Source organism: Streptomyces exfoliatus (assembly GCF_000725545.1).
In the GTDB taxonomy this organism is placed as follows: domain Bacteria; phylum Actinomycetota; class Actinomycetes; order Streptomycetales; family Streptomycetaceae; genus Streptomyces; species Streptomyces exfoliatus.
The window spans coordinates 202,785-224,086 of record NZ_KL647056.1 but is presented as its reverse complement, the minus strand read 5'-3'; the positions used below and the strand labels follow the sequence as shown (position 1 = coordinate 224,086).

Annotated in this window: 16 protein-coding genes; 4 read left to right on the top strand and 12 right to left on the bottom strand. The window is 70.9% G+C overall.

What is annotated here, in order from left to right:
• Positions 1-161: 161 nt before the first annotated feature.
• Positions 162-1,172, bottom strand: a complete 1,011-nt coding sequence (locus IO20_RS0135450) for a polyprenyl synthetase family protein (RefSeq protein ID WP_030549895.1) — start codon at positions 1,170-1,172, stop codon at positions 162-164.
• Between the two features lie 198 nt (positions 1,173-1,370).
• Between IO20_RS0135450 and IO20_RS0135445 the strand changes: the two genes are divergently transcribed.
• Positions 1,371-2,876, top strand: a complete 1,506-nt coding sequence (locus IO20_RS0135445) for a peptide MFS transporter (RefSeq protein ID WP_030549896.1) — start codon at positions 1,371-1,373, stop codon at positions 2,874-2,876.
• Between the two features lie 9 nt (positions 2,877-2,885).
• A complete protein-coding gene (locus IO20_RS0135440) occupies positions 2,886-4,886 on the top strand; it encodes a CocE/NonD family hydrolase (RefSeq protein ID WP_030549897.1) in 2,001 nt (666 codons plus the stop codon).
• Positions 4,887-4,917: 31 nt separating this feature from the next.
• On the opposite strand, the gene IO20_RS0135435 is transcribed toward IO20_RS0135440, so the two are convergent.
• Positions 4,918-6,252, bottom strand: coding sequence for an LPXTG cell wall anchor domain-containing protein (locus IO20_RS0135435; RefSeq protein ID WP_030549898.1), 1,335 nt, complete (start codon positions 6,250-6,252; stop codon positions 4,918-4,920).
• A gap of 293 nt (positions 6,253-6,545) precedes the next feature.
• Here IO20_RS0135435 and fahA point away from each other — a divergent pair, with 293 nt between their 5' ends.
• Together fahA and IO20_RS0135425 are read left to right on the top strand one after the other, a co-directional pair.
• The gene (fahA, locus tag IO20_RS0135430) at positions 6,546-7,772 is read left to right on the top strand and encodes a fumarylacetoacetase (RefSeq protein ID WP_030549899.1); all 1,227 of its coding nucleotides are present in this window, start codon (positions 6,546-6,548) and stop codon (positions 7,770-7,772) included.
• Positions 7,773-7,937: 165 nt separating this feature from the next.
• Positions 7,938-8,498, top strand: a complete 561-nt coding sequence (locus IO20_RS0135425; RefSeq protein ID WP_030549900.1) for a hypothetical protein — start codon at positions 7,938-7,940, stop codon at positions 8,496-8,498.
• A 57-nt stretch (positions 8,499-8,555) separates the two neighbouring features.
• Here IO20_RS0135425 and nuoN read toward each other — a convergent pair whose 3' ends face one another.
• The 10 genes from nuoN to nuoE are packed head-to-tail and all read right to left on the bottom strand — an operon-like array spanning position 8,556 to position 21,285.
• The gene (gene nuoN, locus IO20_RS0135420) at positions 8,556-10,205 is read right to left on the bottom strand and encodes an NADH-quinone oxidoreductase subunit NuoN (protein WP_030549903.1); all 1,650 of its coding nucleotides are present in this window, start codon (positions 10,203-10,205) and stop codon (positions 8,556-8,558) included.
• The gene (locus IO20_RS0135415; protein WP_030549905.1) at positions 10,202-11,779 is read right to left on the bottom strand and encodes an NADH-quinone oxidoreductase subunit M; all 1,578 of its coding nucleotides are present in this window, start codon (positions 11,777-11,779) and stop codon (positions 10,202-10,204) included. The genes nuoN and IO20_RS0135415 overlap by 4 nt, the downstream gene beginning before the upstream one ends.
• Positions 11,780-11,784: 5 nt before the next feature.
• Complete coding sequence (nuoL, locus tag IO20_RS0135410) at positions 11,785-13,680, bottom strand: NADH-quinone oxidoreductase subunit L (RefSeq protein ID WP_030549907.1); 1,896 nt, start codon at positions 13,678-13,680, stop codon at positions 11,785-11,787.
• Positions 13,681-13,690: 10 nt separating this feature from the next.
• Positions 13,691-13,990 (bottom strand): NADH-quinone oxidoreductase subunit NuoK, encoded by a 300-nt coding sequence (gene nuoK, locus IO20_RS0135405; protein ID WP_030549909.1) that lies wholly within the window; start codon positions 13,988-13,990, stop codon positions 13,691-13,693.
• Positions 13,987-14,814 carry an NADH-quinone oxidoreductase subunit J gene (locus IO20_RS0135400; protein WP_030549911.1) on the bottom strand — a complete coding sequence of 276 codons (828 nt, stop codon included), beginning with the start codon at positions 14,812-14,814 and terminating at the stop codon, positions 13,987-13,989. The genes nuoK and IO20_RS0135400 overlap by 4 nt, the downstream gene beginning before the upstream one ends.
• The gene (gene nuoI, locus IO20_RS0135395; protein WP_030214509.1) at positions 14,811-15,407 is read right to left on the bottom strand and encodes an NADH-quinone oxidoreductase subunit NuoI; all 597 of its coding nucleotides are present in this window, start codon (positions 15,405-15,407) and stop codon (positions 14,811-14,813) included. The genes IO20_RS0135400 and nuoI overlap by 4 nt, the downstream gene beginning before the upstream one ends.
• The gene (gene nuoH / locus IO20_RS0135390; RefSeq protein ID WP_030549913.1) at positions 15,382-16,746 is read right to left on the bottom strand and encodes an NADH-quinone oxidoreductase subunit NuoH; all 1,365 of its coding nucleotides are present in this window, start codon (positions 16,744-16,746) and stop codon (positions 15,382-15,384) included. Before nuoH ends, nuoI begins: the two co-directional genes overlap by 26 nt.
• Complete coding sequence (locus tag IO20_RS0135385) at positions 16,743-19,223, bottom strand: NADH-quinone oxidoreductase subunit G (protein ID WP_030549915.1); 2,481 nt, start codon at positions 19,221-19,223, stop codon at positions 16,743-16,745. The genes nuoH and IO20_RS0135385 overlap by 4 nt, the downstream gene beginning before the upstream one ends.
• Positions 19,220-20,572 (bottom strand): NADH-quinone oxidoreductase subunit NuoF, encoded by a 1,353-nt coding sequence (nuoF, locus tag IO20_RS0135380; protein WP_211270469.1) that lies wholly within the window; start codon positions 20,570-20,572, stop codon positions 19,220-19,222. Before nuoF ends, IO20_RS0135385 begins: the two co-directional genes overlap by 4 nt.
• Complete coding sequence (gene nuoE / locus IO20_RS0135375; RefSeq protein WP_397787720.1) at positions 20,569-21,285, bottom strand: NADH-quinone oxidoreductase subunit NuoE; 717 nt, start codon at positions 21,283-21,285, stop codon at positions 20,569-20,571. The genes nuoF and nuoE overlap by 4 nt, the downstream gene beginning before the upstream one ends.
• Positions 21,286-21,302 lie beyond the last annotated feature (17 nt).

Here is a 21,302-nt window from a genome sequence, read left to right as displayed (position 1 = left end):
GGTCTCCGCTACCTCCGTGGTCGATGTCTCCATCTCACCAAAGAGGCGGCGGGGATACGTCAGCCCCGGGGATCAACCTCACGTACTGCTTCGGGATGACCCGACCCTGAGACCGCCTCACCCCCGCGGTTGACCCGCGCGGGGAGGACGAGGCGGTCGTGTCAGCCCGCGCGGTGGACGACCGCGTCGCACATCTCCGCCAGGGCCGCCTTCGCGTACCCGTCGGGCAGCGGCGCCAGCATCGCGCGCGCCTCCTGCGCGTACCGCACGGTGTCCCGGCGGGCCTGCTCCAGGGCGGGGTGGGCGCGCAGCCGGCGCAGGACCTCGGCGTGCCGCTCGTCGTCGCTGAGGTCGCCGTCGACGAGGGCGACGAGTTCCAGGTCCTCCGGGCGGCCGTGGGCGGCCGCGGCGGCCCGCAGGTGGAGGACGGGCAGGGTCGGGATGCCCTCGCGCAGGTCGGTGCCGGGGGTCTTGCCGGACTCGTGGGAGTCGGAGGCGATGTCGAGGACGTCGTCGGCGAGCTGGAAGGCGACGCCGAGCCGCTCCCCGTACTGCGTGAGGGTGTCGACGACGCTCTCCTCGGCGCCGGACATCATCGCGCCGAAGCGGCAGGAGACGGCGACGAGGGAGCCGGTCTTGCCGCCGAGGACGTCGAGGTAGTGATCGACGGGGTCGCGGCCGTCGGTCGGTCCGGCGGTCTCCAGGATCTGGCCGGTCACGAGGCGTTCGAACGCCTCGGACTGGATCCGTACGGCTTCGGGGCCGAGGTCCGCGAGCGTGTGCGAGGCGCGGGCGAAGAGGAAGTCACCCGTGAGGACGGCGATGGAGTTGCCCCAGCGGGTGTTGGCGCTGGGGACGCCGCGCCTGACGTCGGCCTCGTCCATGACGTCGTCGTGGTAGAGCGTGGCCAGGTGGGTGAGCTCGACGACGACGGCGGAGGGCACGACGCCCGGCGCGTAGGGGTCGCCGAACTGGGCGGCGAGCATCACGAGCAGGGGACGGAAGCGCTTGCCGCCGGCCAGGACGAGGTGCTGCGCGGCCTCCGTGATGAAGGGGACATCGCTCTTGGTGGCGTCCAGGAGGCCCGCCTCCACAGCCGCCAACCCCGTCTGGACATCGGCTTCGAGAGCCTGGTCCCGCACGCTAAGACCGAACGGCCCGACGACGGTCACGAGGGGGTCTCCTGTCTGCTGACGCCTGCTGACGATCACACGGATGGTTCACATGGACTGTTGAAGATCACACGGATTGTCGATGTGTCGCTGGATTCACTCAAGCCAGCGTATCCGGTCACCTTTCGATCACCGTGGGCGCCTTCCCGTCACCCCCGGTATGTTCGTGATCAGCTCATACGACCAGGAGTGCGCGTTTTGTCCCGAACAGCGATCGACAGCGATACGAGCGGCGGGCAGCCGCCCCCCGAGGACGACCACGCCTTCCTCGGCCATCCCCGGGGGCTGCTGACCCTCTCCGGCCTGGAGGTCTGGGAACGGTTCTCGTTCCTCGGCATGCAGGCGATCCTCGTCCTCTACTTCGCCGCCGCCGTCGCCGACGGCGGCCTCGGCATGGCGGCGGGCACCGCCGCCTCCGTGTCCGCCGCCTACGGCACCCTCGTCTACCTGGTCTCGGTGGCCGGCGGCTGGCTCGCGGACCGCATCCTCGGCTCGTACCGCGCGGTCCTCTGGGGCGGGATCCTGATCGCCTGCGGCCACTACGCGATGGCGGTGCCGACGGCCGCCATGACCTGGGCCGGCCTCGGCCTGATCAGCGCCGGCACGGGCCTCCTGAAGCCGAACGTGGCGACCATGGTCGGCAAGCTGTACCGCACGGACGACGACCGCCGCGACGCCGGTTTCGCCCTCTACTACATGGCGATCAACATCGGCGCCTTCGCGGGACCCCTGATCACCGGCTGGCTCGCCGACCACCAGGGCTACCACTGGGGCTTCTCGGCCGCCGCGCTCGGCATGACCCTCGGCCTGATCCAGTACGTCGCGGGCCGCCGTCACCTGGCCGGGCGCAAACACTCCGCCGAGTTCGCCCTCGCCCCCGACGCCATGCGCCGGGCGGTCCGGCTGATCATCACCGGCACGGTCGCCTTCGCCCTCGTCGCCACGGCCCTCGCGCTCGCCGGCTGGCTGACCATGGACCGGTTCGTGGACCTGCTGACCCTGGTCTCGGTGATCGCCCCGGTCGTCTACTTCGCGGTCATGTTCCGGAGCCCCCGGGTCACCGCGGAGGAACGCGGCCGCCTCAAGCCGTACGTCGTGCTGTTCCTGGCCTCGGTGGCGTTCAACTTCATCCTCTTCCAGGCGTACTCGACGATGATGCTCCTCGCCGCCGAGAACGCCCGTACGACCATCCTCGGCTTCGACTTCCCCGCGAGCTGGTACGCCTCCACCCTCGGCGCCTTCGAGGTCCTCCTGGCGCCCGTGGTGGCCGCCGCCTGGGCCCGCATGGGCCCCCGCCAGCCGCACGCCTCCAACAAGATCGCCTTCGGCGTCATCCTGGGCGGCCTCTCCTTCCTCCTGATGGTCCTGCCGACCTCCGGACACGCCGACGACACGTACCGGATGGCCGCCTGGTGGATCGTCGGCTCCTACCTGCTGCTCGGCCTCGGCGACGTGCTCCTGGAGACCTCCGGGATGTCCGCCACCAGCAAGCTCGCCCCGAAGGCCTTCTCCAGCCAGACGATGTCCCTCTGGTTCCTCTCCCTCGCACTCGCCAACGGCATCCAGGCCCAGACCGTCAAGCTCTACGACGACGTGTCCAAGCCCGTCTACTTCGGCGTGAACGGCGCCGTGGCCGTCGCCGTCGGCCTCGCCGTGCTCGCCCTGGCGCCCTGGCTGCGCCGCACCATGCACCCCGTCCACTGAGGTGACCTGATGACGAAGATCCGTACCGACTTCCCGTACGAGACCCGCCACGAGGACATCCGCATCCCGCTGCCGGACGGGACCAGGCTGTACGCGCGCGTGTGGCGCCCGCTCACCGACGAGCCCGTACCGGCCCTCCTGGAGTACCTGCCGTACCGCCTCACCGACTGGACCGCGCCCCGCGACTGGCAGCGCCACCCCTGGTACGCGGGCCACGGCTACGCCTCCGTACGCGTCGACGTCCGCGGCCACGGCAACAGCGAGGGCCTGCCCGGCGACGAGTACGACCCGGTCGAGCTCGCCGACGGCGTCGCCGTCGTGAACTGGCTCGCCGAACAGCCCTGGTGCACGGGCAAGGTCGGCATGTTCGGCATCTCCTGGGGCGGCTTCAACTCGCTCCAGATCGCCGCCCTCGCCCCCGAACCCCTCAAGGCGATCGTCACCGTCTGCTCCACCGACGACCGCTACGACAACGACGTCCACTACATGGGCGGCTCCGTCCTCGGCGTCGACATGCACGCCTGGGCCGCCACCATGCTCGCCTTCGTCTGCCGCCCGCCCGACCCGCGGTACGCGGGCGAGGAGTGGCGCGCGATGTGGCTGAAGCGACTGGAGGCCGTCGAGCCCCTCGTCCACACCTGGCTCGCCCACCAGACCCGCGACGCCTACTGGCGGCACGGCAGCGTCTGCGAGGACTACTCCGCCGTCCGGGCCGCCGTCCTCGCCGTCGGCGGCTGGCACGACCCGTACCGGGACACCGTCCTCCGCCTCGCCCAGCACCTCCCCCAGGACCGGGTGCGCGGCATCATCGGCCCCTGGTCCCACCAGTACCCGGACCGGGGCCTGCCGCCGGGCCCCGCCATCGGCTTCCTCCAGGAGACCCTGCGCTGGTGGGACCACCACCTCAAGGGCATCGAGAACGACGTCATGGCCGAGCCGCTGCTCCGCTCCTGGATCAGCGAGTCGCACCTCCCCGCCACCGTGTACGAGGAACTGCCCGGCCGCTGGGTCACCGACCCCGCCTGGCCCTCTCCCCACGTCACCCCCGTCACGTACGCCTTCCAGGGCGCCCCCGTCGTGGTCGACTCGCCGCAGCAGACCGGCCTCGACGCCGGCCGCTTCTTCCCCTTCGGCAACGACGCCGACCTGCCGCCCGACCAGCGCGACGAGGACGCCCACTCGGCCTGCTTCGACTTCCCCGTGCCCGAGGACGGTCCGGCGATCGAGATCCTCGGCCGGCCGTCCGTCAACCTCGCCCTGCGCGCCGCCGCCCCCACCGGGCAGGTCATCGCCCGGCTCTGCGACATCGCCCCCGACGGCTCCTCCACCCTCGTCACCCGCGGCGCGCTGAACTTCTCCGCCCGCTACGGCCGCGACCGGGCCGTGGAGGCCCAGATCGGCGAGACGGAGAGCTTCGCCTTCGAACTGAACGGCATCGGGCACAGCTTCCCGCCGGGACACCGGGTGCGCCTCGCCGTCTCGTCCACGTACTGGCCGTGGATCTGGCCCCAGCCGGACGCGGCGGGCTTCACCCTCGACCCGGAGGGCTCCTCCCTCACCCTGCCGGTGCGCCGCCCCACCCAGGACGCCGTCGAGTGGGAGGAGCCGGAGCAGTCCGCGCCGCTCGGCGTCGCCCATCCGGTCACCCTGGAGGAGCCCCGCCCGGAGCGGGTGGTGGTCAGGGACGTGGCGAAGGGCGAGTGGACCCTGGAGGTCGACCCGAGATACGGCGGTACGCGCGTGTACCCGGACGGCCTGGAGTTCACCGAGGACGCCGTGGAGACGTACACGATCGACGAGAGCGGCCCGTTGTCCGCCCGGACCCGCTCCGAGTGGTCGATCCGGCTGCACCGCCCGGAGACGGCCTGGGACGTCACGATCGACACCCGCTCGGAGATCACCTGCGACGCGGACGCGTTCCTCACCGCGAACGAGGTGGTGTGCAAGGAGGGCGGGGAGGTCGTCTTCCACCGCACCTGGGAAAAGCGGATCCCCCGTACGGCGGGCTGAGCGCACGCCGTACGGGGGACCGGAAAAGCGGTTACGCGTTCGCGTCGGCCTTGCGGCGACGTGCGAAGAACACCGCGCCGGCGCCGAGGGCGACGGCCGCACCGGCGGCGAGGCCGAGCGGGAGGGTGTCGTCGGCACCGGTGGCGGCGAGGGAGCCGTTCACGCGCGTGGTGGACGAGCCGCCCTGCGGGGTGGTGTTGGTGTTGCCGGCGGTGGAGGGCGCCGGGGCCGGCGTCGTGGTCGTCACCGACGGGGTCGGCGTCGGCTCAGGCTTCGGCTTGTCGCCCTTGGCGGCGAGGATGTCGAAGGTGACGTCCGCGTAGTCGCCCATGCCGCACTCGCCGTCGTTGGTCTCGTACTCGGCGTACGAGAAGGCCGCGCCCTCGCCGGCGGTGGCGTCGGCGGGGACCGTGAGGCGCAGCTTCACGTCGTAGTGCGCGCCCTTGGCGAGCTTGCCGATCTCGATGGAGTCGAACTCCTCGGTGAACGACGTCCATTCGAGGTTGTCGGCGGAGGACCACTCGACGGGGATCATCCGGTCGGCGAAGTCCGTCTCCTCGTCGATGGCCTCGTCGTCCTCGGGGATCCGCAGGGCGTCGGCGAAGGCGTGGACGGCGTCCAGGGGCGCGTCGGAGGTGTTGGTGACGCGCAGCGAGAAGACGGCGGGCTGGCCGGCGGTGACCGTCTTCGGGCCGCTCAGCGCGATCTCCACGGCGGGGTCGACCTCGCACTCCCCGCCGATCTCCTCGTAGAACTTCAGCTCCTCCTGGGCCTCGGCGAGGTCCTCGGCGGCGGCCTTCTTCACCTTCTGGGCGAGGGTGACGACCTGGGAGGCGGCGGAGCGGGCGTCGCTGAAGGCCTTGTCCGCCTCCGCGGACTCCCTGTCGGCGGCGGTCTTGGCGATGGCGGCCTCGTCGGCGACCCTCTTCGCTTCGGTGACGGCAGCGGCGGCGGCCGCCTTCTGCTCCTCGGTGGCGTCGGCGGGCAGCTCCGTGACGGCCTTCTCGGCCTCGGCGAGCTTCTCGTCGGCGAGGATCTTCGCCGCGGCGGCGGCCTCGGCGGCCGTCTTGGCCTCGGTCATCGCGGCCCTGAGGGGGTGCTCGGGCTTGTCGAAGGCCTTCAGGGCCTCCTTGGCCTTGGCGAGGTCGACGACGGCCTCGTCGTACGCCTTCTGGGCCAGCGCGACGGCCGCCTTCAGCTCCTCGAGCGACGGCATGTCCTCGGGGTCCTCGTCGTCGAGCGTGGACTTCTGCGTCGGCGAGGGCGACGGCTTGGTGTCCGCGAACGCGGGCGCGGCCGAGAGGAACACGACCGGGGTGGTCACAGCGGCGGCCACGGCGGTGGCCAGAATGCGACGAATCTTCACAGTGCGGACCCTTTTTCCTGGTCAGGGAGAGGCGGAAGAAAGTGCGGGCCGCGCGCCTGCGGCGACTTCACGCGGCGCGCGACGCCAAGGCGATCGTATGGCCGGGAACGGCCTTGCGGGAGCCCTGTTTTCGCAGCTCGCAGCCGTGTTCGTCGCCCGCTCGCGACACAAACCGCGTGAAGCCGGACAGTTGCCCACGGAGGCCGCACTTTCTGTGTGATCCATGTCATCCGCGCCCGGCGGCCCGCCCCGTAACGTGTCCCCCACACACGTGGAAAGCGAGGCAGGCACCCATGTCCGAGCACAGCCCGCTCGACCTGGCCGAAGGCGATCCCTTCGGCCCGCACAACCTCCCGTACGGCGTCTTCTCGACCGCCGACGAGCCCGACCGGCGCCGGCTCGGCGTCCGGATCGGCGGGCACGTGCTGGACGCGGGCGCCGCGGCGCACGCGCTCGGCTCCCCGTACGCGGCGCTCCTCGCGCAGCCCAGCCTCAACCCGCTGCTCGCGGCCGGGCGGACGGCCTGGCGCGATGTCCGCAGGGCGCTGACGGCCTGGGTGACGGTGCCCGCGCACCGGGCGGACATCGAGCCGCTGCTGCACCCGCTGGACGAGGTGACGCTGCACCTGCCGTACGAGGTCGCGGACTACGTCGACTTCTACGCGAGCGAGCACCACGCGACGAACGTGGGCCGGATCTTCCGCCCCGACGGCGACGCGCTCACCCCCAACTGGAAGCACCTGCCGATCGGTTACCACGGTCGCGCCGGCACGGTCGTGGTCTCGGGGACCGATGTCGTACGCCCCTCCGGGCAGCGCAAGGCGCCCACGGACGCCGCACCGGTGTTCGGGCCCTCGATCAAGCTGGACATCGAGGCGGAGGTCGGGTTCCTCGTCGGCACCCCGTCGGAACTGGGCAAGCCCGTCCCGCTGGCCGACTTCGGGGAGCACGTCTTCGGTCTGACGCTGCTCAACGACTGGTCGGCGCGTGACGTGCAGGCCTGGGAGTACGTGCCCCTCGGCCCGTTCCTCGGCAAGTCGTTCCAGACCTCGGTGTCGGCGTGGGTGACGCCCCTGGAGGCCCTGGACGCGGCGAGGACCGCCCCGCCCGCGCGGGACTTCCCCCTCCTGCCGTACCTGGACGACGCGGAGGAGGAGCAGCCGGGCGGCTTCGACCTGCGGATCACGGTGGAGATCAACGGCGAGGTGGTGGCGGAGCCGCCGTTCTCCTCCATGTACTGGACGGCCGCGCAGCAGCTCGCGCACATGACGGTGAACGGCGCCTCGCTGCGTACGGGTGACCTGTACGGCTCCGGGACGGTCTCCGGGCCCGAGACGCACCAGCGCGGTTCGCTCCTGGAGCTGACGTGGAACGGCCGTGACGCGCTCGAACTCGCGGGCGGCAAGCGGACGTTCCTGGAGGACGGCGACGAGGTCGTCCTCACGGCCTGGGCCCCGGGCCCGGACGGCACGCGCGTGGCCCTGGGCGAGGTACGCGGCCGGATCGTCCCCTCCGCCTGAGGTGCCCGAGGGAGTGGTCACGCGCCGTGTCCACTCCCCTGGGTCAGTCCCGAGTGCGGGGGTGGAACGGGCGGCCGATGCTGCTGGAGGCGGCGGGAGCCGGGGAGAGCCCGCCGGCGTCCGGCGCCCCGCACCGGCGGCGCCCCTCCCGAGGAGTACACCCACATGTCCGCACGACCCCGTCCCCTGATGGCCGCGTTCGCCCTGCTCGCCGCCGGTTCGCTGGCCCTGGGGACCGCCCCGGCCGTCTCGGCCGAGCCGGCCCCGAAGCCGGTCACCGAATTCCCGCACCCGGACCTCAAGAAGACGTACGACGCCACGGTGAAGTACCAGTCGGAGCAGAAGGCCATAGCCGACGGCTTCATGCGCACCGACGACTGCGTCGAGGACCCGGAGCTCGGCGGCATGGGCTACCACTACGTGAACCCCGCGAACCTCGGCTCGACCGACCCGACGAAGCCGGCCGCGGTGCTGTACGAGGAGAACCACAAGACCGGCAAGCGCGAGCTGGTCGCGGTCGAGTGGGTCGTCCCGGACCCGAACGAGAACCTGCCGAGGCCGCAGCTCTTCGGCCGGGGCTTCGACGGGCCGTTCGACTTCGAGCCCGTCGGCCCCCACTACTCGCTGCACGCGTGGATCTTCAAGAAGAACCCGAAGGGCGTCTTCACTCCGTACAACCCGCGGGTGCACTGCACCCCCTGCCCTGAGGACCACCCGAAGGCGTAGGCGTACGACGAAGGGCCCGGCCTCCGCGCACGGAGACCGGGCCCTCTGCCGTACCCGCTACCGGACGAAGACGCTCGCCTGGTTCGCGAGGTCCAGGAAGTACTGCGGGGCGAAGCCGAGCACGAGGGTGACCACCACACCGGCGGTGATGGTGAGGGTCGTCAGGGCCGAGGGCACGGCGACCGTCGGGCCGTCCGCCTTGGGCTCGCTGAAGAACATGAGCACGATCACCCGGATGTAGAAGAACGCGGCGATCGCCGAGGAGATCACGCCGACCACGACGAGCGCGCCCGCGCCACCGTCCGCCGCCGCCTTGAAGACCGCGAACTTGCCCGAGAACCCGGAGGTCAGCGGGATGCCGGCGAAGGCGAGCAGAAAGACCGCGAAGACCGCGGCGACGAGCGGCGAACGGCGCCCGAGACCGGCCCACTTGGAGAGGTGGGTGGCCTCGCCGCCCGCGTCCCTGACCAGCGTGACGACGGCGAAGGCGCCGATCGTCACGAAGGAGTAGGCGCCGAGGTAGAACAGGACCGACGAGATGCCGCTCGGCGTGGCCGCGATGACACCCGCGAGCAGGAAGCCCGCGTGCGCGATCGACGAGTACGCGAGGAGCCGCTTGATGTCGGTCTGGGTGATGGCGACGATCGCACCGCCCAGCATGGTGACGATGGCGACGCCCCACATGACCGGCCGCCAGTCCCAGGTGAGGCCCGGGAGCACCACGTACAGCAGGCGGAGCAGCGCGCCGAACGCGGCGACCTTGGTCGCGGCGGCCATGAAGCCGGTGACCGGGGTCGGGGCGCCCTGGTAGACGTCCGGGGTCCACATGTGGAACGGCACGGCGCCGACCTTGAAGAGGAGCCCGGTGAGGATCATGGCGAAGCCGATGAGCAGCAGCGCGTCGTTGCCCATGGTGTCGGCGAGCGCCGGGTTCACGGAGCCGACGGTGCCGTCGACGACGCTGGCGATGGTGGCGTACGAGACGGAGCCCGCGTAGCCGTAGAGCAGGGCGATCCCGAAGAGCAGGAAGGCCGAGGAGAAGGCGCCGAGCAGGAAGTACTTGACGGCCGCCTCCTGCGACATCAGCCGCTTGCGGCGGGCGACGGCGCAGAGCAGGTAGAGCGGGAGGGAGAAGACCTCCAGGGCGACGAAGAGCGTCAGGAGGTCGTTGGCGGCCGGGAAGACCAGCATGCCGGCGATGGCGAAGAGCGCCAGCGGGAAGACCTCGGTGGTGGTGAAGCCGGCCTTGACGGCGGCCTTCTCCTGGTCGCTGCCCGGGACGGCGGCGGCCTCGGCGGCGAAGGAGTCGACCTTGTGGCCGTGGTCGGCCGGGTCGAGCCTGCGCTCGGCGAAGGTGAAGATGGCGACGACGGAGGCGAGGAGAATGGTGCCCTGGAGGAAGAGGGCGGGTCCGTCGACGGCGATGGCGCCCATGGCCGCGATCTGGGCCTTGGTGGAGCCGTAGCCGCCGGCCGCCAGGGCGACGATCGCGGCGAAGGCGGCGACGAGCGCGACCACGCTGAGGAACAACTGGCTGTGGTAGCGGGCCTTGCGGGGCACGAAGGCCTCGACGAGGACGCCGAGGATCGCCGCGCCGATCACGATGAGGACGGGCGAGAGCTGGGTGTACTCGATGTGGGGTGCCGGGATCTTGTCCAGCGGCTCGGCAGCTGTCGTCCACAAGCTGTGGACAGCCATGGAACTCACTTGGCCGCCTCCACGGTCTGAATTGCGGGCTGGGGGTCCGTCTGCTGGACGTCGGACATGGTGTGCCGCACCGCCGGGTTGACGACGTCCGTCAGCGGCTTCGGGAAGACCCCGAGGAAGATGAGGACGGCGATCAGCGGCACGGCCACGGCCAGTTCACGCGCCCGCAGGTCGGGCAGCGACCGCACCTCCTCCTTCACCGGCCCGGTCATCGTCCGCTGGTACAGGACGAGGGTGTAGAGCGCGGCGAGGACGATGCCGGTGGTGGCGATGACACCGGCCACCGGGTAGCGGGCGTAGGTGCCGACCAGGACCAGGAACTCGCTGACGAACGGGGCGAGTCCGGGCAGCGACAGGGTCGCGAGGCCGCCGATCAGGAAGGTGCCGGCGAGCACCGGGGCGACCTTCTGCACACCGCCGTAGTCGGCGATGAGCCGCGAGCCGCGCCGGGAGATCAGGAATCCGGCGACGAGCATCAGGGCGGCCGTCGAGATGCCGTGGTTGACCATGTAGAGCGTGGCGCCCGACTGGCCCTGGCTGGTCATCGCGAAGATGCCGAGGATGATGAAGCCGAAGTGCGAGATCGACGCGTACGCGACCAGGCGCTTGATGTCCCGCTGGCCGACCGCGACCAGTGCCCCGTACACGATGCTGATGAGGGCGAGGACGATGATCGCGGGGGTGGCCCACTGCGAGGCCTCGGGGAAGAGCCCGAGGCAGAAGCGGAGCATCGCGAAGGTGCCGACCTTGTCGACGACGGCGGTGATGAGGACGGCGACCGGGGCGGTCGCCTCTCCCATCGCGTTCGGCAGCCAGGTGTGCAGCGGCCAGAGCGGCGCCTTCACCGCGAAGGCGAAGAAGAAGCCGAGGAACAGCAGCCGCTCGGTGTTGGTCGCCATGTCGAGGGTGCCGTTGGCGCGGGCCTCGGCGATCTCGGTGAGCGAGAAGTTCCCCGCGACCACGTAGAGCCCGATGACGGCGGCCAGCATGATCAGGCCGCCGACGAGGTTGTACAGGAGGAACTTGACGGCCGCGTACGACCGCTGGGCCGCCGCGTTCTCGTCGGAGCCCGCGTGGGCCCGGTCGCCGAAGCCGCCGATGAGGAAGTACATCGGGATGAGCATGGCTTCGAACAGGACGTAGAAGAGGAAGACGTCGGTGGCCTCGAAGGAGAGGATCACCATCGCCTCGACCATGAGGATCAGGGCGAAGAAGCCCTGGGTCGGGCGCCAGCGCTTGGAGGAGGCCTCCTGGTCGGCGTCGTGCCAGCCGGCCAGGACGATGAACGGGATCAGCAGGGCGGTGAGCGCGATGAGCGCCACCCCGATGCCGTCGACCCCGAGCTCGTACCGGACACCGAAGTCCTTGATCCAGGAGTGCGATTCGGTCAGCTGGTAGCGCTCGCCGCCGGGCTCGAACCGTACGAACACGACGGCGGCGAGCACGAGCGTGGCGAGCGAGACGAGCAGCGCCAGCCACTTGGCGGCGGTGCGGCGGGCGGCGGGGACGGCGGCGGTGAGGATCGCACCGACCGCCGGCACCGCTGCCGTCACCGTAAGGAGCGGGAAGGACATGACAGTTACACCGCCCTCATCAGCAGGGTCGCGGCGATCAGCACCGCAGTACCTCCGAACATGGAGACCGCGTACGAGCGGGCGTAGCCGTTCTGGAGCTTGCGCAGTCGGCCGGACAGTCCGCCGACGGAGGCGGCGGTGCCGTTGACCACGCCGTCGACGAGGCTGTGGTCGACGTAGACCAGGGAGCGGGTCAGGTGGGTGCCGCCGCGGACGAAGACGGCGTGGTTGAAGTCGTCCTGGAGCAGGTCGCGGCGGGCCGCCCTGGTGAGGAGCGAGCCGCGCGGGGCGACCACCGGGACGGGCCTGCGCCCGTACTGGAGGTAGGCGACGCCGACGCCGATCACCATGACGGCGACGGTGGCGGAGGTGACGGCCGCGGCGCTGATCGGCGGGTGGCCGTGCGCGTAACCGGTGACGGGCTCCAGCCAGTGCACGAACCGGTCGCCGACGCCGAAGATGCCGCCCGCGAAGACCGACCCGAAGGCCAGCAGGATCATCGGGATCGTCATGGACTTCGGCGACTCGTGCGGGTGCGGCTCGTGGCCCTCGGCGTCCGCCTGCCAGCGCTTCTCGCCGAAGAAGGTCATGAGCATCACGCGGGTCATGTAGTACGCGGTGATGGCCGCGCCGAGCAGGGTGACCGAGCCGAGGATCCAGCCCTGGGTGCCGCCCTTGGCGAAGGCCGCCTCGATGATCATGTCCTTGGAGAAGAAGCCGGACAGGCCGGGGAAGCCGATGATCGCGAGGTAGCCGAGGCCGAAGGTCACGAAGGTGACCGGCATGTACTTCCGCAGGCCGCCGTACCTGCGCATGTCGACCTCGTCGTTCATGCCGTGCATGACCGAACCGGCGCCGAGGAACAGCCCGGCCTTGAAGAAGCCGTGGGTCACCAGGTGCATGATCGCGAAGACGTAGCCGATGGGGCCGAGGCCGGCCGCCAGGATCATGTATCCGATCTGCGACATCGTCGAACCGGCGAGCGCCTTCTTGATGTCGTCCTTCGCGCAACCGACGATCGCACCGAAGAGGAGCGTGACGGCGCCGACCACGACGACGACGGTCTGCGCGTCCGGCGCCGCGTTGAAGATGTCGGCGGAGCGGACGATCAGATAGACACCGGCGGTCACCATCGTGGCCGCGTGGATGAGGGCCGAGACCGGGGTCGGGCCCTCCATCGCGTCGCCGAGCCAGGACTGCAGCGGCACCTGGGCCGACTTGCCGCAGGCGGCGAGGAGCAGCATCAGGCCGATCGCGGTCAGCGTGCCCTCGGACGCCTCACCGGCCGCCCCGAGCACCGGCCCGAAGGCGAAGGTGCCGAAGGTGGTGAACATGATCATGATGGCGATGGAGAGGCCCATGTCGCCGACCCGGTTCACCAGGAAGGCCTTCTTCGCGGCGGTGGCCGCACTGGGCTTGTGCTGCCAGAAACCGATCAGGAGGTACGAGGCCAGGCCGACGCCCTCCCAGCCGAAGTACAGGAGCAGGTAGTTGTCGGCGAGGACGAGCAGCAGCATCGCCGCGACGAACAGGTTGAGGTAGCCGAAGAAGCGGCGGCGGCGCTCGTCGTGCTCCATGTATCCGATGGAGTACACGTGGATGAGCGTGCCGACCCCGCTGATCAGCAGGACGAACGTCATCGACAGCTGGTCGAGCTGGAAGGCGATGTCCGCCTGGAAGCCCTCGACGGGGATCCAGGTGTAGAGCCGCTGGTGCAGGGCCCGGTCGTCGGCGCTCTTGCCCAGCATGTCGACGAAGAGCGCGAGGCCGATGGCGAAGGAGACGGCCGCGAGCAGCGTGCCGATCCAGTGCCCGGTCTTGTCGAGCCGCCGTCCGCCGCAGAGCAGGACGGCCGCGCCGAGCAGGGGCGCTCCGACGAGCAGAGCGATGAGATTTTCCACGGTCAGCCCCTCACAGCTTCATCAGGCTTGCGTCGTCGACCGAGGCCGAGTGGCGGGCACGGAAGACGGACACGATGATCGCGAGCCCGACGACGACCTCCGCGGCGGCGACGACCATCGTGAAGAACGCGAAGATCTGGCCGTCGAGGTTTCCGTGCATACGGGAGAAGGCGACGAACGCGAGGTTGCAGGCGTTGAGCATCAGCTCGACGCACATGAAGACCACGATCGCGTTGCGCCGGATCAGCACCCCGGCCGCACCGATGGTGAACAGCAGGGCGGCGAGGTACAGGTAGTTGACGGGGTTCACCGGGTGGCCTCCTCTTCATCCCGGTCGCGGCCGAGCCGCTCCTCGGAGCGCTGCTCCAGGGCCTTGAGGTCGGCGAGGGCCTCGGCGGACACGTCCCGGACCTGGCCCCGCTTGCGCAGGGTCTGCATGACGGTCAGCTCCGAGGGGGTGCCGTCGGGCAGCAGACCGGGGATGTCCACGGCGTTGTGCCGGGCGTAGACGCCGGGCGCGGGCAGCGGCGGCACGTGCTTGCCCTCGCGTACGCGCTGCTCGGACAGCTCGCGCTGGGTGCGGGCCCGCTCGGTGCGCTCGCGGTGGGTGAGCACCATCGCGCCGACGGCGGCGGTGATGAGGAGCGCGCCGGTGATCTCGAAGGCGAAGACGTACTTGGTGAAGATGAGGGCGGCGAGGCCCTCGACGTTCCCGCCGTGCGCGCTGTTGGCGGCGCCGAGTCCGGCGAACTCCGTCAGGGAGGCGTTCCCGATGCCGCCGGCGAGGAGGATGCCGAAGCCGAGGCCGCAGGCGGCGGCCCACCAGCGCTGGCCCTTGAGGGTCTCCTTCAGCGAGTCCGCCGCCGTGACGCCGACCAGCATGACGACGAAGAGGAAGAGCATCATGATCGCGCCGGTGTAGACGACGATCTGGACGATGCCGAGGAAGTACGCCCCGTTGGCCAGGTAGAAGACCGCCAGGATGATCATCGTCCCGGCGAGGCAGAGCGCCGAGTGCACGGCCCGCCTCATCAGGATCGTGCCGAGCGCGCCCGCGACGGCGACGGTACCGAGGACCCAGAACTGGAAGGCCTCACCGCCCGAGGTCGCGTACGCCGCGAGTTCGGCGCTCATGCGTCCACCTCTTCCGGCTCGCCCGTCTCCCCCTTGGACACGGCGACCTGAGGGACGGTCCCGGGCGCGGCCTCGGTGACGAGGCCCCGGTAGTAGTCCTGCTCGGTCATGCCGGGGAAGATCGCGTGCGGGGTGTCCACCATGGTCTCCTCGAGTCCCGCGAGGAGCTGCTCCTTGGTGTAGATCAGGTTCGCGCGGGAGGAGTCGGCCAGCTCGAACTCGTTGGTCATCGTCAGCGCCCGGGTGGGGCAGGCCTCGATGCACAGCCCGCACAGGATGCAGCGGGCGTAGTTGATCTGGTAGACGCGGCCGTAGCGCTCGCCGGGCGAGTAGCGCTCCTCGTCCGTGTTCTCCGCGCCCTCCACGTAGATGGCGTCGGCCGGACAGGCCCAGGCGCACAGCTCACAGCCGACGCACTTCTCCAGCCCGTCGGGGTGACGGTTGAGCTGGTGCCGGCCGTGGAAGCGGGGCGCCGTCGTCTTCTGCTGCTCCGGGTACTGCTCGGTCAGCCGCTTCTTGAACATGGCCTTGAAGGTCACGCCGAAGCCGGCCACCGGATTCTGGAAGTCAGACACCGTCCGTCTCCTTTCCATCACTCGCAGTAGCAGTATCGGGGGCGCCACTGACAACGAGGTCCCGGTCGTGCCGGGGCCTGCGCCGGGGCACGGGCGGCAGGGACTGTCCGGGCTTGGGCGGTACGGGGAAGCCGCCGGCCATCGGGTCGAAGGCGGGCTCGTCGGCCGGCCCGGCCGCCGCGGACGCCTTGGCCTTCCGGTCGCGGAACACGTCGACCACGAAGGACAGCAGCAGCAGTCCGAGGACGGCCCCGGCCACGTACAGGACGATGTTGGTGAACGCGATGTTCTCGTTGCGCAGCGCCCGGACGGTGGCGACCAGCATGAGCCAGACCACGGAGACCGGGATGAGGACCTTCCAGCCGAGCTTCATCAGCTGGTCGTAGCGGACGCGGGGCAGGGTGCCGCGGAGCCAGATGAAGAAGAACAGCAGCAGCTGCACCTTGAGGACGAACCAGAGCATCGGCCACCAGCCGTGGTTCGCGCCCTCCCAGAAGGTGGACACCGGGTACGGGGCCCGCCAGCCGCCCAGGAAGAGGGTCACCGACACCGCCGAGACCGTCACCATGTTCACGTACTCGGCGAGCATGAACATCGCGAACTTGATGGACGAGTACTCGGTGTTGAAGCCGCCGACGAGGTCGCCCTCGGACTCCGGCATGTCGAACGGGGCGCGGTTGGTCTCGCCGACCATCGTGACGATGTAGATGATGAACGACACCGGCAGCAGGATGATGAACCAGCGGTCCGCCTGCGCCTCGACGATCGCCGAGGTCGACATCGACCCGGAGTAGAGGAAGACGGAGGCGAAGGCCGCGCCCATGGCGATCTCGTACGAGATCATCTGCGCGCAGGAGCGCAGGCCGCCGAGGAGCGGGTACGTGGAGCCGGACGACCAGCCGGCGAGGACGATGCCGTAGATGCCGACCGAGGCGATGGCCAGGACGTACAGCATCGCGATCGGCAGGTCGGTGAGCTGCATCGCGGTGCGGTGGCCGAAGATCGAGACCTCGTTGCCCGCGGGACCGAAGGGGATCACGGCGATCGCCATGAACGCGGGGATCGCGGCGATGATCGGGGCGAGGACGTAGACGACCTTGTCGGCCTTCTTGACGATCACGTCCTCCTTGAGCATCAGCTTGATGCCGTCCGCGAGGGACTGGAGGAGGCCCCAGGGGCCGTGCCGGTTGGGGCCGACGCGCAGCTGCATCCAGGCGACGACCTTGCGCTCCCACACGATGGAGAAGAGCACGGTGACCATGAGGAAGGCGAAGCAGAAGACCGCCTTGATGAGGACGAGCCACCAGGGGTCCGTGCCGAACATGGACAGGTCTTCGGCGGCGAGGAGGGTGTTCATGCCTGGACCTCCTTCGTGGTGACCGCGCCGATGCGGACCAGGTCGCCGGGGTGGGCGCCGGTGTCGGAGAGGACGCCGCGGCCCGCCGAGTTCAGCGGGAGCCAGACCACGCGGTCGGGCATCTCGGTGACCTGGAGCGGGAAGGCGACCGAGCCGGCGGGGCCGGTCACCTCCAGGACGTCGCCGTCCTTGACGCCGGTGTCGGCGGCGGTGGCGGCGGAGAGCCGGGCGACCGCCGCGTGCCGGGTGCCGGCCAGGGCGGTGTCGCCCTCCTGGAGGCGGCCCAGGTCGAGCAGGAGCCGGTGTCCGGCGAGGACGGCCTCTCCGTCGCCGGCCCTCGGCGCGGCCTGGCCGGGTTCGACGGGCTCGGAGGCCCGCTCCTCGGTCCAGCCGCCGAGCCGGTCCAGCTCCCGGCGTACGGCCCTGAGGTCGGGCAGCGCCAGGTGGACGTCAAGGGCGTCGGCGAGCATGTGGAGCACGCGCGCGTCGCCCGGGGCGACGGGCCGGGTCATCTGCTCGGGCTTGAGCGCGGCCTCGAAGAGCCGGGCCCTGCCTTCCCAGTTGAGGAAGGTGCCGGGCTTCTCGGCGACGGCGGCGACCGGGAGGACGACGTCGGCGCGCTGGGTGACCTCACTGGGCCGCAGCTCCAGGGAGACCACGAAGGCCGCGTCGAGGGCCTCACGCGCGCGTGCCGGGTCGGGCAGGTCGGCGACCTCGACGCCGCCGACGAGCAGGGCGCCGAGTTCGCCGGTGGCGGCGGCCTCGATCATCTGGCCGGTGTCGCGCCCGTAGCGGTGCGGGAGTTCGCGGACGCCCCAGGCGGCGGCGACCTCCTCGCGCGCGCGGGGGTGGGTCGCGGGCCGGCCGCCGGGCAGCAGGGCCGGGAGGGCGCCGGCCTCGACGGCTCCGCGTTCGCCGGCGCGGCGCGGGATCCACACGAGGCGGGCGCCGGTGGCGGCCGAGGCGCGCAGGGCGGCGGTGAGGGCGCCGGGGACGCCCGCGAGCCGCTCGCCTACGGCGATGACGGCGCCCTCCTGGCGGAGGGCCTGGGCGGCGGCGAGCCCGTCGCCCTCCAGACCGACCCGGGAGGTCAGCGCGTCGAGCCACTCGGTCTCGGTGCCGGGGGCGGCGGGCAGCAGGGTGCCGCCCGCCTTGTCCAGGCCCCGGGTCGCGAAGGCGGCGACCGCGTACGTCTTCTGGCCCTTCTTCCGCCAGGCCTTGCGGAGCCGCAGGAAGACGCCGGGGGCCTCCTCCTCGGCCTCCAGGCCGACGAGGAGCACCGCGGGGGCGGCTTCGAGCGAGGTGTACGTGACGCCCGTGCCGTCCAGGTCGCGTCCCCGTCCGGCGACGGCGGAGGCCAGGAAGTCGGCCTCCTCGCCGGAGTGGATCCGGGCCCGGAAGTCGACGTCGTTGGTGTCGAGGGCGACCCGGGCGAACTTGGCGTACGCGTAGGAGTCCTCGACGGTCAGCCTGCCTCCGGTGAGGACGCCGGTCCGGCCGCGGACGAGCCCGCGGGCGGCGGCCTCCAGGGCCTCGGGCCAGGATGCGGGCTCCAGTTCACCGGTGCCGGGGTTCCGGACGAGGGGGGTGGCGAGCCGGTCGCGCTGCTGGGCGTACCGGAAGCCGAAGCGGCCCTTGTCGCAGATCCACTCCTCGTTGACCTCCGGGTCCTCGGCGGCGAGCCGCCGCATGACCTTGCCGCGCCGGTGGTCGGTGCGGGTGGCGCAGCCGCCCGCGCAGTGCTCGCACACCGACGGGGAGGAGACCAGGTCGAAGGGGCGGGAGCGGAAGCGGTAGGCGGCCGAGGTGAGGGCGCCGACCGGGCAGATCTGGATGGTGTTGCCGGAGAAGTACGACTCGAAGGGGTCGCCCTCGCCGGTGCCGACCTGCTGGAGCGCGCCGCGCTCGACCAGTTCGATCATCGGGTCGCCGGCGACCTGGTTGGAGAAGCGGGTGCAGCGGGCGCAGAGCACGCACCGCTCGCGGTCGAGCAGGACCTGGGTGGAGAGCGGGATCGGCTTCTCGTACGTCCGCTTGACGCCCTCGAAGCGGGACTCGGACTGCCCGTGGGACATGGCCTGGTTCTGCAGGGGGCATTCGCCGCCCTTGTCGCAGACGGGGCAGTCCAGCGGGTGGTTGATGAGCAGCAGCTCCATCACGCCGTGCTGGGCCTTCTCGGCCACGGGCGAGGTGAGCTGGGACTTCACCACCATGCCGTCGGTGCAGGTGATGGTGCAGGAGGCCATGGGCTTGCGCTGGCCCTCGACCTCGACGATGCACTGGCGGCAGGCGCCGGCGGGGTCGAGGAGCGGGTGGTCGCAGAAGCGCGGGATCTCGATGCCGAGCTGTTCGGCGGCGCGGATGACGAGCGTCCCCTTGGGGACGGAGATCTCGGCGCCGTCGATGGTCAGCGTGACGAGGTCCTCGGGCGGTACCGCCGGGGTGCCGCCCGCCGGGCCGGCCGTGGTGACCGTCATGCCGTCACCTCCTTGTGGTTGTCCGCCCAGGCGGTCGACTTGGCGGGGTCGAAGGGGCAGCCCCGGCCGGTGATGTGCTGCTCGTACTCCGCGCGGAAGTACTTGAGCGAGGAGAAGATCGGCGAGGCGGCGCCGTCGCCGAGGGCGCAGAACGACTTGCCGTTGATGTTGTCGGCGATGTCGTTGAGCTTGTCGAGGTCGGACATCTGTCCGCGTCCGGCCTCGATGTCGCGGAGCAACTGGACGAGCCAGTACGTGCCCTCGCGGCAGGGGGTGCACTTGCCGCAGGACTCGTGGGCGTAGAACTCGGTCCAGCGGGTGACGGCCCGGACGACACAGGTGGTCTCGTCGAAGCACTGGAGCGCCTTGGTGCCGAGCATGGATCCGGCGGCGCCGACGCCCTCGTAGTCGAGGGGCACGTCGAGGTGCTCGTCGGTGAACATGGGGGTGGAGGAGCCGCCGGGGGTCCAGAACTTGAGGCGGTGGCCGGGGCGCATGCCGCCGCTCATGTCGAGGAGCTGGCGCAGGGTGATGCCGAGGGGTGCCTCGTACTGGCCGGGCGAGGCGACGTGCCCGCTCAGCGAGTAGAGCGTGAAGCCCGGGGACTTCTCGCTGCCCATCGAGGTGAACCACTCCTTGCCCTTGTTGAGGATCGCGGGAACGGACGCGATGGACTCGACGTTGTTCACGACGGTGGGGCAGGCGTACAGGCCGGCGACCGCGGGGAAGGGCGGGCGCAGCCGGGGCTGGCCGCGGCGCCCTTCGAGCGAGTCGAGCAGCGCGGTCTCCTCACCGCAGATGTACGCGCCGGCGCCGGCGTGCACGGTGAGTTCGAGGTCGAGTCCGCTGCCGAGGATGTTCGTGCCGAGGTAGCCGGCGGCGTAGGCCTCGCGGACGGCCTCGTGGAGGCGGCGCAGGACGGGGACGACCTCGCCGCGCAGGTAGATGAAGGCGTGGTTCGAGCGGATCGCGTAGCAGGCGATCACGATGCCCTCGATGAGGGAGTGCGGGTTGGCGAAGAGGAGGGGGATGTCCTTGCAGGTGCCGGGCTCGGACTCGTCGGCGTTGACGACGAGGTAGTGGGGCTTGCCGTCGCCCTGCGGGATGAACTGCCACTTCATGCCGGTGGGGAAGCCCGCGCCGCCGCGTCCGCGGAGGCCGGACTCCTTGACGTAGGCGATGAGGTCGTCGGGACTCATCGCGAGGGCTTTCCTGAGGCCCCGGTAGCCCTCGTGGCGCTCGTAGGTCTCCAGGGTCCAGGAGTCGGGCTGGTCCCAGAAGGCCGAGAGGACGGGTGCGAGAAGCTTCTCGGGGCTGCTGTTGTTGATCTCGGCGGCCAAGGTCATCACTCCCCCTCCTGACCGGAGGACTCACCGCGCGGGTGGACGATTCGGTGGTGGGGCTGCTCGCCCTTGGCGAGGCGGAGACCGACCAGGGATGCCGGGCCCGCGCCGCCGGTGGCCTCGACGGCGCCGGGGCGCTCGTCGGGGAAGCCGGCCAGGATGCGGGCGGTCTCCTTGAAGGAGCAGAGCGGGGCGCCCCGGGTGGGTTCGACGGTCCGGCCGGCCCGCAGGTCGTCGACCATCCGCTTGGCGGACTCGGGGGTCTGGTTGTCGAAGAACTCCCAGTTGACCATCACCACGGGGGCGAAGTCGCAGGCCGCGTTGCACTCGATGTGTTCGAGGGTGATCTTGCCGTCCTCGGTCGTCTCGTCGTTGCCGACGCCGAGGTGGGCCTTGAGCTCCTCGAAGATGGCGTCGCCGCCCATGACCGCGCAGAGCGTGTTGGTGCAGACGCCGACCTGGTAGTCGCCGGAGGGCTTGCGCCGGTACATCGTGTAGAAGGTGGCGACGGCGGTGACCTCGGCGGTGGTGAGGCCGAGCAGGTCGGCACAGAACTGCATGCCGGTACGGGTCACGTGCCCCTCCTCCGACTGCACGAGGTGCAGCATCGGCAGGAGCGCGGAGCGGGAGTCCGGGTAGCGGGCGATGATCGCCCGCGCGTCCTCGGTCAGCCGGGCGTGGACCTCGGCCGGGAACGCGGGGGCGGGGAGCTGGGGCATCCCCAGGCTGACGTTCT